Annotated in this window: 13 protein-coding genes; 10 read left to right on the forward strand and 3 right to left on the reverse strand. The window is 68.3% G+C overall.

All coding sequences use genetic code 11. From position 1 onward, the window contains the following. Nucleotides 1-93 precede the first annotated feature (93 nt). The 6 genes from BM349_RS07145 to BM349_RS07170 all read left to right on the forward strand — a co-directional run bounded on the left by BM349_RS07145 (nt 94) and on the right by BM349_RS07170 (nt 8263). Nucleotides 94-3525, forward strand: a complete 3432-nt coding sequence (locus tag BM349_RS07145; protein ID WP_175525233.1) for an nSTAND1 domain-containing NTPase — start codon at nt 94-96, stop codon at nt 3523-3525. 9 nt (nt 3526-3534) lie between these two features. After that, nucleotides 3535-4494, forward strand: a complete 960-nt coding sequence (locus BM349_RS07150) for a phosphodiesterase (RefSeq protein WP_091705577.1) — start codon at nt 3535-3537, stop codon at nt 4492-4494. 50 nt (nt 4495-4544) lie between these two features. Beyond that, nucleotides 4545-4928, forward strand: a complete 384-nt coding sequence (locus BM349_RS07155; RefSeq protein WP_091705579.1) for a MerR family transcriptional regulator — start codon at nt 4545-4547, stop codon at nt 4926-4928. Beyond that, entirely contained in the window at nt 4925-5902 is a 978-nt protein-coding gene (locus BM349_RS07160) for an aldo/keto reductase (RefSeq protein WP_091705581.1), read from the forward strand. Before BM349_RS07155 ends, BM349_RS07160 begins: the two co-directional genes overlap by 4 nt. A gap of 182 nt (nt 5903-6084) precedes the next feature. Next, complete coding sequence (locus BM349_RS07165) at nt 6085-7554, forward strand: aspartate ammonia-lyase (RefSeq protein WP_091705584.1); 1470 nt, start codon at nt 6085-6087, stop codon at nt 7552-7554. 88 nt (nt 7555-7642) lie between these two features. Next, nucleotides 7643-8263: a hypothetical protein gene (locus BM349_RS07170; protein ID WP_175525234.1), complete on the forward strand. Its 621-nt coding sequence runs from the start codon at nt 7643-7645 to the stop codon at nt 8261-8263. 15 nt (nt 8264-8278) lie between these two features. On the opposite strand, the gene BM349_RS07175 is transcribed toward BM349_RS07170, so the two are convergent. Further along, on the reverse strand, nt 8279-9145 hold the full coding sequence (locus BM349_RS07175) for a fumarylacetoacetate hydrolase family protein (protein ID WP_091705587.1): 867 nt from the start codon (nt 9143-9145) through the stop codon (nt 8279-8281). Nucleotides 9146-9209: 64 nt separating this feature from the next. Between BM349_RS07175 and BM349_RS07180 the strand changes: the two genes are divergently transcribed. The 3 genes from BM349_RS07180 (at nt 9210) to BM349_RS07190 (ending at nt 11674) form a co-directional block, all read left to right on the forward strand. Further along, entirely contained in the window at nt 9210-10442 is a 1233-nt protein-coding gene (locus BM349_RS07180) for a PrsW family intramembrane metalloprotease (protein ID WP_091705590.1), read from the forward strand. A 154-nt stretch (nt 10443-10596) separates the two neighbouring features. After that, nucleotides 10597-10965 (forward strand): FKBP-type peptidyl-prolyl cis-trans isomerase, encoded by a 369-nt coding sequence (locus BM349_RS07185; protein ID WP_091705593.1) that lies wholly within the window; start codon nt 10597-10599, stop codon nt 10963-10965. 148 nt (nt 10966-11113) lie between these two features. Next, nucleotides 11114-11674 (forward strand): YceI family protein, encoded by a 561-nt coding sequence (locus tag BM349_RS07190; RefSeq protein ID WP_091705595.1) that lies wholly within the window; start codon nt 11114-11116, stop codon nt 11672-11674. Nucleotides 11675-11721: 47 nt separating this feature from the next. Here BM349_RS07190 and BM349_RS07195 read toward each other — a convergent pair whose 3' ends face one another. Both BM349_RS07195 and BM349_RS07200 read right to left on the reverse strand, forming a co-directional pair. Further along, nucleotides 11722-12696, reverse strand: coding sequence for a DMT family transporter (locus BM349_RS07195; RefSeq protein WP_254773780.1), 975 nt, complete (start codon nt 12694-12696; stop codon nt 11722-11724). A gap of 112 nt (nt 12697-12808) precedes the next feature. Then, complete coding sequence (locus tag BM349_RS07200) at nt 12809-14116, reverse strand: MFS transporter (protein ID WP_091705596.1); 1308 nt, start codon at nt 14114-14116, stop codon at nt 12809-12811. A 152-nt stretch (nt 14117-14268) separates the two neighbouring features. Here BM349_RS07200 and rpsO point away from each other — a divergent pair, with 152 nt between their 5' ends. Further along, nucleotides 14269-14538 (forward strand): 30S ribosomal protein S15, encoded by a 270-nt coding sequence (gene rpsO, locus BM349_RS07205; protein WP_091705598.1) that lies wholly within the window; start codon nt 14269-14271, stop codon nt 14536-14538. Nucleotides 14539-14542 lie beyond the last annotated feature (4 nt).

Below are 14542 nucleotides of genomic sequence, written 5' to 3' on the forward strand. Positions count from 1 at the left end.
GCGCTATCAGGGCGATATCGCCGGCACGGGTACGGGTATCAGCCCGATATCAGGGCCCTTGACGGATGTCGGGTGCGGTTTCACAGTGTGATCGTGGACCTGCGTGTTCTGGGCGTGCTGACGCTCGAGGAGGGGCGGATCCAACTCGCGCCCCGCGATCGTCTTGTTCTGGCCGCCCTGGCCGTACGCATCGACACACCTGTCACCGCGGAGTCCCTCGCGGCGGCGCTGTGGGGGGAGGACCCTCCCACGTCGTGGTCCAAGGTGATCCCGGGCTGCATCATGCGGCTGCGCCGCCTCATCGCGCCTGCGAGCATCGAAACCTCATCGACCGGATACCGGCTGGTTGCGGACGGCGTCGAGCTCGACGCCGAAAGGTTCGAGCGGCTGATCGCCCGGGGCGGAGAGCTCCTCGAGCTGGGCGAGCCCGATCGCGCCGCGCACGCGCTCGCGCAGGCGCTCGCACTCTGGAGGGGGCAGCCGTTCTCCGATCTGCCCGATTGGGAGCCTGCGCAGATCGCGTCGTACCGGCTCGACGAGATGCGTCTGGCATCGGAGGAGTCCGTCCTCGAGGCGCGGCTGCAAACAGGAGAGCTGCTCGATGTCGTCGCCCAGGCCCGTGCGCGGGTCGCCGAGTCGCCGATGCGCGAGCGTCGATGGGTCATCCTGGGCCTGGCGCAGTACCGCCAAGGCCGCCAGGCCGACGCGCTCGCAAGCGTGCGCCGAGGGCGGGAGCTGCTCGCTGCGGAGCTCGGCTTGGACCCGTGCGCAGAACTCGCCGCGCTCGAGCACGCGATCCTCCGGCAGGACCCCGAGCTCCAGTCCGGGGTCGCATTCCGGGCGCCGAGTACGCAGTGCCCGTACTTCGGTCTCCCGCCGGCCGGTCTGGATGACGCCGAGCGCTATTTCGGACGCGAGGCGGAACTGGACCGAGGGCGGCGGGCGCTCGAGGAGCACGGGGTGCTCATCGTCTCGGGATCCTCCGGCGTAGGCAAGTCCTCGTTCGTCAGGGCGGGCATCGGCGCGCGCATCGCGGCGCGAGGCACGCGCGTAAGCCTCGTCACCCCGGGGGAGCGTCCTGCACAGACGCTGCGGGAGCTCGAGGGCCACGATGAGGAGTCGCTGCTGATCGTCGACCAGTGCGAGCAGGCCTTCGCGAATGACGATCCGGATGAGACTCGGCAGTTCTTCGACGAGCTCGGACGCATGGTGTTCGGGGGCCCGGTCGTCATGGCGATTCGCGCCGATCGGCTCGGAGATCTCGCCGACCTCATGGGCTTCGCCGGGCTGATCCAGTCCCATCTGCTGATGCTCGGGCCGCTGTCGGCCGAGGGGCTCCGCGCGATCATCCAGGAGCCCGCGCGACAAGCAGGCCTCATCCTCGAGCCCGGTCTCGTCGAGATCCTCCTCCGAGACGCAGCCGGCGGAAATCTCCCGTTGCTCTCCCATGCGCTGCGGCAGGTGTGGCAGCGCCGAGAGGGCCGTGTCCTGAGCGTGGACGGCTATCGGGCGTCGGGTGAGATCCGGGGTGCCGTCGCCCAGACTGCCGAGGAGCTGTTCGCCGAGCTCTCCAGCGATGGCGCCCGAGATCTCCGAGACATCCTGCTTCGGCTCGTCGAGCCGTCGCGCGGCGGGGGAGTCATCTGTCAGCGCGTCGATCGTGCCTTCGTGGCAATCGATGACGCCCATGCGCGCGTGGCCGCGAGTCTGGTGGACGCGCGCCTGGTGACCAGCGACGAGGACTCGTTCCAGCTGGCGCACGAAGCCGTCGCACGCGAATGGCCACGGCTGCGGGAGTGGCTGGCGGATGATGTCGAGGGCCAGCGGATCATGCGGCACGTGAACGCTGCCGCGAATGCCTGGGATGCGATGGGACAGCCCGACAGCGAGCTCTACCGCGGGGCCCGATTGAGCGCCACAGTCCAGTGGCGCGAATCGGCGCGGCCCGTTCTGGCGCCGCTGGAAGCCGAGTTCGTGGACGCAGCCCTGGAACGCGAAGCCGCCGACCGTGCCTCCGCCCAGCGCCAGCTGCACATCGAGCGGCGGTCCGTGAAGCGACTGCGCTGGCTCGTCGGCGCCACGGCTTCGCTCGCCGCGGTCGCACTCGCTGTGGGCACCGTCGCCGTGCTCCAGGCAGGAGCAGCGAATGAGCAGGCGGTCATAGAGGACGCACGGCGGGTCGCCGCGCTCGCGAGTGCTGAGCCCGCTCATGAACACGCACTCCTGTTGGCGGTGGAGGCGATCCGGCTCTGGGATGCGCCGGTGACTCGCAGGTCCCTGCTGGAGATTCTGGGCCGCAACCCGAGCATCGAGAGCGTCACGCGAACGAGCAGCGACCTGGGCGTCCAGCAGATGTCGTTGGCGCCCGATGGCACGATCGCCGTCGTTGTCGACACTGATCTGGACGCCAGGGTCATCGACATCGACCGGCGCACCCAAGTCGGTGAGTACTTCATGGAAGACAACGGGCGCGAGACCACCGAGTTCGCAGGGGATGTCGTCCTCGACGCCGTCGAAGGGCCGGATGGCCGGATCGCCCTCAGCGTGCTGGAGGATCCGTGCCAGCCAGATGGGTCGTGCGGCACCTCCGCGATTCGGGCCCTGGACCTCGACGACCCCGCTCGTGACGGAATCACCTTCACGGGGTTCAACGAACCCGCAATCGACATCGAGTTCTCACCGGATCAATCGCTCGCCGCTGCCATTGCACCACTTCCCTGGATCGATGAGCCAGGCAATGTCGCGGTCTGGCGGGTCGATTCCCCTGACGAGCCGATCGTGCTCAACCTTCCCCAGGCGGGATCGAACCCCGGAGCCCCGAACTGGGCTAACGCATTCGGGCGAGTGAGGTTCTCGCCCGATGGCTCCCGTCTCTATGCGAGCGGGTTCGGCCCGACGGCGGTGTTCGACACCCGGACCGGGGCGCTCGTCGGCGAACTCGCAGGCGAAGGCATCCTCGCGGTCAGCCCGGGCGGAGAGTCGGTGCTCATCCGCGAAGGCGACACGGCGGTGCGGATCATCGACCTGGAGGATCCGAGCCGATTCCGCCTGCTGGAGACGCCGAATAGCGTCATCGACGGCGCCTTCAGTCCCGACGGCCGGTTGGTGGTGACAACCGGAGAAGACGGTGCCTTGCTGTGGTCGGCGGGCAGCGGAGCGCTCATGGAGTCGCTCGACGGTCATGTGGGTCCAGTCACATCCGCCGCGTTCCTTCCGACCGGCGAACTGGTGACCGCCGGCACCGACGGGGCACTCATCACCTGGACGCTGGAGGACTGGACCATTTCGTTCCGCGACTGGATACGAGAAGCGAACGAGGATCGGATACCTCGCGATGAGCGCACCCTGGTGTACGAACAGCACGACGGGACCATGGTCGGCATCTCCGCCGATCCGAACATCTGGCTCGATCGGGCGTGCGCAGTCGCCGGGCGCGCCCTCACCGAGCAGGAATGGAGCGTGGTCTTCGAGAGCCGACCATACGATCCTGCCTGCGAGGAAGGCGCGGTCACTGCCCACGAATAGACTCGCCGCATGGTCACCACGCCCCCTCCAGGCGCCGCCGGAGCCTCCGGCGGCGTCGGCCCGGCGGCATCCGTGCAATTCGGGCAGTACCCGCCGGCGCGGCAGACGATCCTGCACCTGAGCGACACGCACCTGCTCGCCGGGAACGTCCCGCTCGGCGGGCGCTACGACACCGCCGCCAATCTGCGTCGCACCCTCGTCGCGGTCGAGAGGCTCGGCATCCGCCCGGACGCGATCGTCTTCACGGGCGATCTGACCGACTTGGGGGAGCCGGCGGCATATCGGGCGCTGAGGGCTGAGATCGACCCGGTCGCGCGGCGGCTGGGCGCTCCCGTGATCTGGGTTGCAGGCAACCACGATGAGCGGCCGGCGATGCGCCGCGAGCTGCTCGATCGCGACCCGACCGAGGAGCCGGTGACGGGCGTGTGGGACCTGGGCGGACTGCGGCTGATCGCGCTCGACACGACGGTGCCGGGCTGGCACCACGGCGATCTCGACGACGAGCAGCTCGCGTGGCTCGGGGCTGAGCTCGCGAGTCCTGCGCCTCACGGAACCCTCCTCGCGATGCATCACCCGCCGCTGCCCTCCCACATCCCACTGTTCGACATCCTCGAGCTGCGTGATCAGAGCAGACTCGCGCGAGTGATCGCCGGCACCGATGTGCGGGGGATCCTGGCGGGTCACCTGCACTACTCCACCAGCGGAACGTTCGCCGGCATTCCGGTGAGCGTCGCGGCCGCCACCTGCTACACGATGGACCTCGCCCGCCCTGCGGCCGAGGTCAACGGAATGGATGCCGGGCAGTCGTTCCATCTCGTCCACGTGTACGACGACACGATCACCCACGCGGTCGTGCCGGTCGTGGATGCCGAGACCGGCGAATACTTCTCCGCGGCATGGGTCGAGCGGATGGCCGCGCTCACACCGGCCGAGCGGCTCGAGGCGTTCTCACGCAAGCCCAAGCGCTGAGACCCGTGACCATTTGACTTCGAGCGCGCTCTAAGTTCTACCGTGGGCGTATGACCCTCACTCACGAAGGGGTTGCAATCTCACGGGCGGCGACCGCCACCGGATTGACGACCTACACGCTGCGCTACTACGAGCGCGCGGGACTGATGCTCGATCCAATCGACCGGGCCTCCTCGACTCATCGCCGCTACACCGACGCGGACATCGGCTGGGTGCAGTTCCTGACCCGGCTGCGCTCCACCGGCATGCCGATCGCGACGATCCGCCAGTACACGGAGCTCGTACGCCGTGGCGACGAGACGATCGAGGCGCGCCGGGAACTGCTGGTGCGTCACCGAGCCGCAGTGCTGAGCCAGCTCGACGACATCACCGCGAGCCTCGCCGCCATAGACATCAAGATCGCCATCTACGAAGAGAAGGTCGCACACGCATGAAGAAGATCACCCTCGGCACAGACGGACCCGTCATCGGCCGCATCGGGCTCGGCCTGATGGGCATGAGCGCGTTCTACACCGGCGCCACGCAGGACGATGAGGGCGCCATCCGCACGATCCATCGTGCTCTGGAGCTCGGAGTCACGTTCCTGGACACCGCCGAGATCTACGGGCCATACCTGAACGAGGAACTGCTGGCCCGTGCGATCGCCGGGCGCCGCGACCAGGTCGTGATCGCGACCAAGTTCGGCACCATCCGCCACAGCGTCGACGAGAAAGGCGGTCTCGACGGCAGTCCTGCGAACGTGCGACTGTCCGTCGAAGGATCGCTCCGGCGGCTCGGCACCGACCACATCGACCTCTATTACCAGCACAGGATGGATCCGAGCACGCCGATCGAGGAAACCGTGGGCGCGCTCGCCGAGCTCATCGCAGAGGGGAAGATCCTGCACTACGGACTGTCCGAGGCCGCTCCGGCGACGATCCGGCGCGCGCACGCCGTCCACCCCGTGACGGCGCTGCAGACGGAGTACTCGCTGTGGAGTCGCGACCCCGAAACCGAGATCCTCCCAACCGTGCGCGAGCTCGGGATCGGGTTCGTGCCCTACTCGCCGCTCGGCCGGGGATTCCTCACCGGGGCGATCCGCTCGCTCGACCAGCTGGACGACGGCGACTTCCGCAAGACGAACCCGCGCTTCGCCGGCGGAAACCTCGACGCCAACATGGTCATCGTCGAGAAGGTGGATGCCGTCGCCGCGCAGATCGGTGCCACCCCCGCCCAGGTGGCTCTGGCGTGGCTTCTCGCCCAGGGCGATGACATCGCACCGATCCCGGGCACGCGGCGGATCGTCGCGCTGGAGGAGAACGTCGGCGCGGATGGCGTGGTGCTTTCCTCGGACCAGCTGGAGGCCCTGGACGCCCTGCAGCCCGCCGCCGGCGAGCGATACGCGGACATGGCTCCGTTGAGTCGCTGAGCGCGCTGACCGAGGGGGCCCGATGCGTCCGTGGGATCGCATCGGACCCGCCCGCGCCGTCGCCGCGCCGTACACCGGCGCGCGGCTCGATGTCCGCTGTGTACAGGGGCCATTCAGAGGCACGCGAGTAACCTCGAAGCATCCCCTTCACATCGCCGTGACTTACCCACAAGGACGCACACATGGCTCTGGACGCAATGACGCGAACCCGTATCGAGACCGATTCACTGGGATCCATGGAGATCCCGGGGGATGCCTATTGGGGCATCCACACCGCACGCGCTCTCGAGAACTTCCCGATCTCCAAGCGGCCGATCTCGGTCTACAAGGACCTGGTCCGAGCGCTCGCGATGGTCAAGCAGGCCTCCGCGCGTGCCAACCGCGACATCGGCGCACTCGATCCTGACAAGGCCGATCTGATCGACCGCGCGTCGCAGCTCGTGATCGACGGCGAGTATCACGATCAGTTCATCGTGGGCGTCATCCAGGGCGGCGCCGGCACCTCGACCAACATGAACGCCAACGAGGTCATCACCAACATCGCGCTCGAGCTCGCCGGGCGCGAGAAGGGCGACTACGCGTTCCTCTCGCCGATCGACGACACGAACCGCAGCCAGTCCACGAACGACGTGTACCCCACGGCGATCAAGGTCGGCCTCGGCCTGGACCTGCTGACGCTGCTCGACGAGCTCGACCTGCTGCGCCGTGCGTTCCTGGCCAAGGCCGTCGAGTTCCACGACATCCTCAAGGTCGGACGCACGCAGCTGCAGGATGCGGTGCCCATGACCCTCGGGCAGGAGTTCCACGGATTCGCGACTACCCTCGGCGAGGACCACAGCCGCCTCAAGGAGAACGCGTACCTGCTCTGCGAGATCAACATGGGCGCCACCGCGATCGGCACCGGGATCACGACGCACCCCGATTACGGCAAGGCGGTCCTGCAGCACCTGCGAGGGATCACCGGCCTGGACCTCGACCTGGCCACCGACCTGGTCGAATCCACCAGCGACACCGGCGCGTTCATGTCGTTCTCGTCGACGCTCAAGCGCAATGCGATCAAGATGTCGAAGATCTGCAACGACCTCCGCCTGCTCTCCTCCGGACCCCAGGCGGGATTCGGCGAGATCAACCTGCCGGCGCGCCAGGCCGGCTCCAGCATCATGCCGGGCAAGGTCAACCCGGTCATCCCCGAGGTCGTCAACCAGGTCGCGTTCGCGGTGGTCGGCGCCGACATGACCGTGACGATGGCCGTCGAAGCCGGGCAGCTGCAGCTGAACGCGTTCGAGCCGGTCATCGCGCACTCGCTGTTCCAGTCGATCACCTGGATGCGGCGCGCGATGCACACCCTGCGCGTCAACTGCGTCGACGGCATCACGGCCAACACGGAGCGTCTCGGCGCGATGGTGGGGGCATCCGTCGGGGTCATCACCGCGCTGACGCCGTTCATCGGCTACGCCGCGGCCGCCGCTCTCGCCAAGACCGCGCTGCTGACCGGTCGCAACGTCGCGGATCTCGTCGTCGAGGCCGGACTGATGACGCGCGAGGAGTGCGCCAAGCAGCTCTCGCCGGCGCGCCTGTCGGGCCTGGAGACCGCAACCGCGGCGATTCCGGTCATCGCTCCGGAGGTGGAGCCGGCGGACGCCGACGCCTGAACCGAGCCGCGGGCGGGGGGGGATTGCCCGGCGACCTCGGCGACCGCTAGCGTTCGAAGGCACAGATCCCACTCGAGAGGACCTCGCCATGTCAGATCCGCAGAACCCCGACGTTCCCGCTGTGCCGCCCGCGTCTCCGCCGCCGCCCGCCTACGACGCACCGCCGCCGGCCCACGACGCACCACCGCCCGCGGCTCCGGCACCGTATGACGCCGCCCCGCCCGCCTACGACCCGCCGCCGAGTGCGTACGACGTTCCGCCTCCCGCGCCCGAGCCTGCCCCGCCGGCCTACGCTGCCGCGCCGCCCGCGTACGGGACCGCGCCCGCCGCTCCGCCCGCGTACGGCGCTGCACCGCCCGCGCCCTATGGCGCACCCGCGAACCCGACGATCCCCGGCAAGACGATGGGCATCGTCGCCTTCATCCTGTCGTTCTTCGTCCAGCTGATCGCGCTGATCCTCGGCATCGTCGCGCTCGTGCAGAGCAGGAAGGCCGGCTACAAGAACGGCTGGGCCCTCGCCGCGATCATCATCAGTGCGATCCTTCTGGTGATCGGCATCATCATCGCGATCTTCGCATTCATCACGCTCGGCGCCGCTGCATCGTTCGCCAACGACGTCTATCAGGCCTGTCTCGCCGTCGACTTCTCCGGCACGGTCACCGTGCAGGGTGTCGAGGTGAGCTGCACCGGGCTCGAAGGCACACGCTGATCAGCGCTCGCCGTCTCAGTCCAGGATCCGGCAATGCGTCGTCAGGGCGCCGATGCCGTCGATGCCCACCGTGACCGTCGATCGGTCGCGCAGGAACACCTGCGGGTCCCGCGAGTAGCCCGCGCCGCCCGGACTCCCCGTGGAGATCAGCGTGCCGGGCAGAAGCGTGACCGACTTCGACAGGTGCGCGATCAACGCCGAGACCGGGCGCACCATCTGAGCGGTCGATGCGTCCTGCAGCGTGTGGCCGTCCAAGACGGTCCAGATGTGCAGATTCTGCGGGTCGGGAACTTCGTCGGCTGTCACGATGAACGGACCTGTCGGCGTGAACCCGTCGAACGACTTGCATCGTGACCACTGCGCCTCGGAGTACTGGATGTCGCGCGCGGTGATGTCATTGACGACGGTGTAGCCCCACACGTGCGAGAGCGCGTCCTCCGCGGAGACATCCTTGGCCGGCCGTCCGATGATGACGCCGAGTTCGGCCTCATAGTCGACGGACTCGCTGAGCGAACGCGGCCAGACCGTGGTGGAGTCGTGCCCGGCGAGCGAATTCGGCCACAGCACGAACACTGTGGGGGTCGAGTCGGTCTTCAAGCCCAGCTCGCTCGAATGGGCGGCGTAGTTCAATCCGATCGCGAGGATCACCGGCGGCCTGAGCAGCGCGGATGCGTAGCGAACCTCGCCGAGCGGATGCCGTGACCCGGCATCCGCGGCGGTCTGGCGCACCCGCTCGAGCAGTTCGTCACCGCCTGCGATCAGCTCCTCGAGGAAGCGGGGCGCGCCGGGGAAGAGCTCTTCGACGATGAGCGCGGTGTCGTCCTGCACGACGGCGAGCCGAGGCTCCTGCGACCCGGGGAGGGACACGTGGGCGAAGCGCATTGTTCCACGCTACCCGGCTGGCGTGCCCCGCGCGGTGCGATCCCTGCACCCATAGGCTGTGCGCATGACGTATGACCCGAGGCAGCCCGAGTCCTCGAACCAGGCCGATCGACCGTCCCTGACGCCGCCACCGTTCCCCTCGGCGCTCGCACAGCCTCGGATCTCGCACGGCGCCTCGATCGCCCCCGCACCGACCTCTCCGGCCGCGGTGCCCGTGCCGCCTCGTGCCGGCCGCACCGCCCCCGTGTGGATCATCGGCGTGATCGTGCTCATCCTCGTCGGGCTGGTCGGGTACTTCCTCAACGCGATCGGGCCGGCGGCGTCGATCATCGGGATGCTGCTCGCGATCATCCCACTGGTCGTCGTGCTCCTTGCCGTTCGACTGATCGACCGCTGGGAGCCCGAGCCGCGTGGACTGCTCGTCCTCGCGGTCGCGTGGGGAGCCGTCGCTGCCGTGGGCATCACGCTCGGCGTCGACATCCTCATCACCCTCGTCCTCGGCACGGACGACTCGCCGATGCGCGAGGCGTTCTCCGCGGTCGTCCAGGCGCCGATCGTCGAGGAGTTCGCAAAGGGGCTCGGCGTCTACCTGATCTTCGTGACCGCCAGACGTGCGTTCGACGGCCCCGTCGACGGCGTGGTCTACGGGGCACTGATCGGCGCCGGCTTCGCGTTCACCGAGAACATCCAGTACTTCGCGATCAGCTTCATCGAAGGGGGAGCAGCCGATGCGTCGGCGACGTTCTTCGTGCGCGGCATCCTCTCGCCGTTCGCCCATGTCATGTTCACGAGCATCACCGGGTTCGCGCTCGGCCTGGCGGCGCGTCGGGGCTACAGCGCCGGACGAGCCGTCGGCCCATGGATGCTGGGCATGGTCGGCGCGATGGCCCTGCACGCCCTCTGGAACGGGTCGGCGGTCTTCGGCGACTTCTTCCTGCTGTATCTGACCCTGCAGGTGCCGCTGTTCGTCGGGTTCATCCTGGGGGTCATCGCGCTGCGCCGCGAGGAGGCGCGGGTCACGCGCGCACGCCTGGGCGACTATGCGGCCGCGGGGTGGTTCACGCCGCAGGAGGTCGACATGCTCGCGACCGGACAGGGTCGCAAGGCGGCGCTCGCCTGGGCTCGCGGCCTCCGTGGGGACCGCACCTCGACCATGAAGCAGTTCATCGCCGACGCCACCTCACTGGCGGCGGCGCGGCAGAGGGCGATCAGCGGGCGGGACAAGAATGCCCGCGAGGATGAGCACGCGCTGCTGGCGCGCACGACCGCCGCTCGTGCGGCGATGTTCGCGCCCTGAGAAAGACCCAGCGCCCGGTGCCGCGGCAATGCCTGCGTAACAACCGGGCGCTGAGTTGGCCTGCCCTCAGCGTGCCGTGGCGTCGACGGCCTGTCAAGGGCCGCGGCCGTCGCCTCGCGTTGACCGCGGACGGGCGCTCGGGTTGTATGGAGTCATGACAGATGACCGCACGAAGCCCGAGATCGATGCCCCCGAGGGCCCCGCACCCGAAGAACTCGTCATCCGCGACCTGATCGTCGGAGACGGCGCCGAGGCCAAGCCGGGCGACACCGTGACCGTCCACTACGCCGGAGTGGAGTACGAATCCGGCGAGGAGTTCGACTCGTCGTGGAACCGAGGCGAGAGCATCCAGTTCCCGCTCCGCGGGCTGATCCAGGGCTGGCAGGACGGCATCCCCGGCATGAAGGTCGGCGGGCGGCGCGAACTCGTGATCCCCCCTCACCTGGCCTACGGCCCGGCCGGCGGCCACTTCCTCGGCGGGAAGACCCTGATCTTCGTGATCGATCTCATCGCCGTCGGCTAGAACGTCTGAACGATCGAAAGGCCCGGATGCTGCGGCATCCGGGCCTTTCTCCTGCAATTTGCATTCAATGGAATAGATCTGTGCAGTGCGTGTTATTGCTCATGACCGCGTCGCGCACAGCGACGTCCAACCGACACGAAGGATCACCATGACCGACACGACCACGATCGATGTTCCCGGCTACCGCTCCGGCACCTGGGTTTTGGACCCCTCGCACAGCGAGGTCGGATTCACCGTCCGCCACATGATGATCTCGAAGGTGCGCGGGCACTTCGCGATGAAGAGTGCGACGCTGATCGCGCCGGAGAACCCGCTCGAGGCCAAGGTCGAGGCGCACGTCGACGCGACTTCGCTCGACACGAAGGACGAGGGTCGCGACGCCCACCTGCGCTCCGCCGATTTCTTCGACGTCGAGACCTACCCGTCGATCGACTTCGTCTCGACCGGCGTCCGTGTCGAGGACGGCGAGATGCTCGTCGACGGCGACCTCACGATCCGCGACACGACCAAGCCCGTCACGTTCGAGTTCGACTTCGGCGGCTTCGGAGCCGACCCGTGGGGCAACTACAAGGCGGGCGCGACGGCGAAGACGGTCATCAACCGCGAGGACTTCGGTCTGACCTGGAACGCCGCCCTCGAGACCGGCGGCGTCCTCGTAGGCAAGGACGTCACGATCACGCTCGACCTGCAGGGCGCCCACCAGGCCTGAGCAGTTCACACGAAGAGGGGATGCTGCGGCATCCCCTCTTCGTCGTCTCAGGCGGCGGCAGAGCGCCGTCGCAGGTGGATGCGGTCCTGAGCGAGCAGGATGCCGAGGAACACCACGATCGCCCCGACCGGCTCGTTCCAGGACAGCTCTTCGCCGAGGACCAGGATGCCGAGCCCCACGCCCACCACCGGGGTGATGTACGTCACGGTCGAGGCCCTCGTCGGTCCCCATGCACGCAGCGTGTTCTGGTTCCAGATGTAGGCCACACCCGTGCCGAGGCAGCCGAGCAGCACCACACTGCCGATGATCCACGGATCGAGCGCGACCGGCGTCAGCGCGATGAACGGCGTGAGCACGAGCATGATCGCCGCGGCGATGCCGATGTTCAGGAATGAGAACACCAGCGCGCTCATGCCGGAGTTCGAGACGAACTTGCGCATGTACGCGAGGCTGAACCCGTAGCAGGCCGTCGCCCCGAGGATCGCGAACTGCGCCACGAGGCTCTGGTTCAGATCCAGCCCCTGCCAGGGCGCGATGATCACCATCACGCCGAGGATTCCGACGAGGATGCCCGCGATCTGGACGAGCTTGAGCCGTTCGACGCGGAAGAGCAGCCCGGCCATCACTGCGGTCATGATCGGCGTCGTCGCGTTGTAGATGCTCGCAAGACCCGAAGTCACGTGCTGCTGCGCCCACGAGAACAGCAGGAACGGCACGACGCAGAACGAGATCGCGAGCACCGTCATGTGCGCCCACAGCTTCACTCGGCGCGGGAGCGGGTCGCGGCGCAGCGCCACGAACAGACCGAGCGTCAAACCCCCCAGCACGAGGCGGGACCAGGCCACCTGCGCAGGGGAGATGCCCTCGAGAGCGACCTTCATGAACAGGAAGCTCGATCCCCAGATGATCCCGGTCAGGATGAACTGCACGACGATCGACCCGGAGGACGGGATGCGATCCTTCGCGAGCGGCGTCGCGGCCGCGAGGGCCGTGTCGGCGGTCGCGGGCGATTCGATGGGCACCCGGCGACTCTAGCCGCGGACTGCGGCCTGCGGGTTCGGCGAGGGATGCCGCGTCCGAAATCCGCCGGTGTACGGCGGTCCGACGACGGCGGCCGTGGGCGCGGTGGAGGTCCTAGGGCTCCGGGTGCTCGGCGTCGTAGAGCCGGAACCGCGGGCTCAGGCGGACCAGCAGTGAGACCAGCCCGATGATGACGAAACCGCCGAGGAGCGGCGGGAACCACAGGGCCGTGAGCGTCGCGAGCGTCCCGGCGTAGAGCGCGCCGAGCCTCGGGCCACCCGCCACCACCACGATGAACACGCCCTGCAGGCGACCGCGGATGGCGTCGGGAACCGCGGCCTGCACCATCGTGTTGCGGAAGATCGAGCTCACGTTGTCGGCACCGCCGGAGACCACCAGACAGAGGGCGGCAGCGACGATCAGCACGATGTTGGGCGTCGTGGGACCCACCGCCGCGGGCGCGAACCAGCCCAGTGCCGCCGCGCCGAGGACGAGACCGAACGCCGCGATCGAGCCCCCGTAGACGAGGATCGCCCGCTCGATGCCGAGACCCTGACGGCGCACACGACCTGCCGGCCCCGAGAACAGGCTCGAGAAGAACGCGCCGACGGCGACCGAGGCCGTCAGCGCCCCCGTCGTGATCGGCCCGCCGCCGAGCAGCACGGCACCGACCGCGGGAAGCAGCGCGAGGGGCTGTCCGAACGTCATCGCGGTGATGTCGAGGATGAACTGCAGCCGGATGTTCGATGCCCGCCGGAGGAATCGCCAGCCGTCGCGGAGGGATTCCAGCCCGGGCCGGACGATCACGCCTTCCGGCTTGATGCTCGGCAGCGTCCACAGCCCGAGGAAGAGCGACGACATCAGGAGGACGTCGATCGAGTAGGTCCACGCGTAGCCGGCGAAGGCGACCAGGATGCCGGCAAGGGCAGGGCCCGCCATCACCATGATCCCGAACGTGATGCCGTTGAGCGCCGAAGCGGCCGGGAGCAGCTCGCGGGGGAGCAGGCGCGGGACGATCGCCTGGCGCGCCGCCATCACGACGGTGTTCGCCGCCGAGTTCACGATGCTCAGGGCGTAGAGCCACCAGACCGTCTCCAACTGCGCCCAGGCCAGCGCGGCCAGCAGCACGGTCGAGGCGAGGGTGATCGTCGCCGCGATGAGCGCCACCCGGCGGCGATCGAACGCATCTGCCAGCATCCCGCCGTACAGGCCTGCGATGATCATCGGCAAGAGCCCCGCGACGGCGATCATCGCGACGGCGAACGTCGACCCGGTGAGGTCGTACATGTGCAGCATGATCGCCACGATCGTCAGCTGCCCGCCGAGCCCCGCAAGAGTGGAGCCGAGCCACATCCGGGTGAACGCGGGGCTGGCCCGGAATGGGCTGAGGTCGATGAAGTGATCTCGACGCAGCCCGGGCATCCTTCGAGGCTATCTCGCGGCGAAGCCCCGATTAACTGCGCAGGCGGGCGGCTGGTAGACTCTTCAGGTTGCCGTTCGATCGGCCGCGGATAAAGAGCGCTCGCGCATCAGGCGTCGGGCACCGCGCAATGAGGAGAAAGGGGATCCCATCTATGGCACTCGAATCTGACGTCAAGAAGGCGATCATCGAACAGTACGCGACGCACCCCGGTGACACCGGATCCCCCGAGGTGCAGGTCGCGATGCTGACGCAGCGCATCAAGGACCTCACCGAGCACCTCAAGGAGCACAAGCACGACCACCACTCGCGTCGTGGGCTGTTCCTGCTCGTCGGTCAGCGCCGTCGTCTGCTCGGCTACCTCCAGGACATCGACATCGCGCGCTACCGCTCGCTGATCGAGCGTCTGGGGCTGCGGCGCTAGCCGC

Origin of the sequence: Microbacterium sp. cf046, assembly GCF_900114345.1 — a bacterium.
Lineage (GTDB): Bacteria > Actinomycetota > Actinomycetes > Actinomycetales > Microbacteriaceae > Microbacterium.

Bases quoted from the DNA above. Each gene is read 5' to 3' on its own strand.
- rpsO (WP_091705598.1), top strand. From the start codon at position 14,269: ATGGCACTCGAATCTGACGTCAAGAAGGCGATCATCGAACAGTACGCG.
- BM349_RS07185 (WP_091705593.1), top strand. From the start codon at position 10,597: ATGACAGATGACCGCACGAAGCCCGAGATCGATGCCCCCGAGGGCCCC.
- BM349_RS07160 (WP_091705581.1), top strand. From the start codon at position 4,925: ATGAAGAAGATCACCCTCGGCACAGACGGACCCGTCATCGGCCGCATC.
- BM349_RS07190 (WP_091705595.1), top strand. From the start codon at position 11,114: ATGACCGACACGACCACGATCGATGTTCCCGGCTACCGCTCCGGCACC.
- BM349_RS07165 (WP_091705584.1), top strand. From the start codon at position 6,085: ATGGCTCTGGACGCAATGACGCGAACCCGTATCGAGACCGATTCACTG.
- BM349_RS07200 (WP_091705596.1), bottom strand. From the start codon at position 14,116: ATGCCCGGGCTGCGTCGAGATCACTTCATCGACCTCAGCCCATTCCGG.
- BM349_RS07150 (WP_091705577.1), top strand. From the start codon at position 3,535: ATGGTCACCACGCCCCCTCCAGGCGCCGCCGGAGCCTCCGGCGGCGTC.
- BM349_RS07180 (WP_091705590.1), top strand. From the start codon at position 9,210: ATGACGTATGACCCGAGGCAGCCCGAGTCCTCGAACCAGGCCGATCGA.
- BM349_RS07170 (WP_175525234.1), top strand. From the start codon at position 7,643: ATGTCAGATCCGCAGAACCCCGACGTTCCCGCTGTGCCGCCCGCGTCT.
- BM349_RS07175 (WP_091705587.1), bottom strand. From the start codon at position 9,145: ATGCGCTTCGCCCACGTGTCCCTCCCCGGGTCGCAGGAGCCTCGGCTC.
- BM349_RS07155 (WP_091705579.1), top strand. From the start codon at position 4,545: ATGACCCTCACTCACGAAGGGGTTGCAATCTCACGGGCGGCGACCGCC.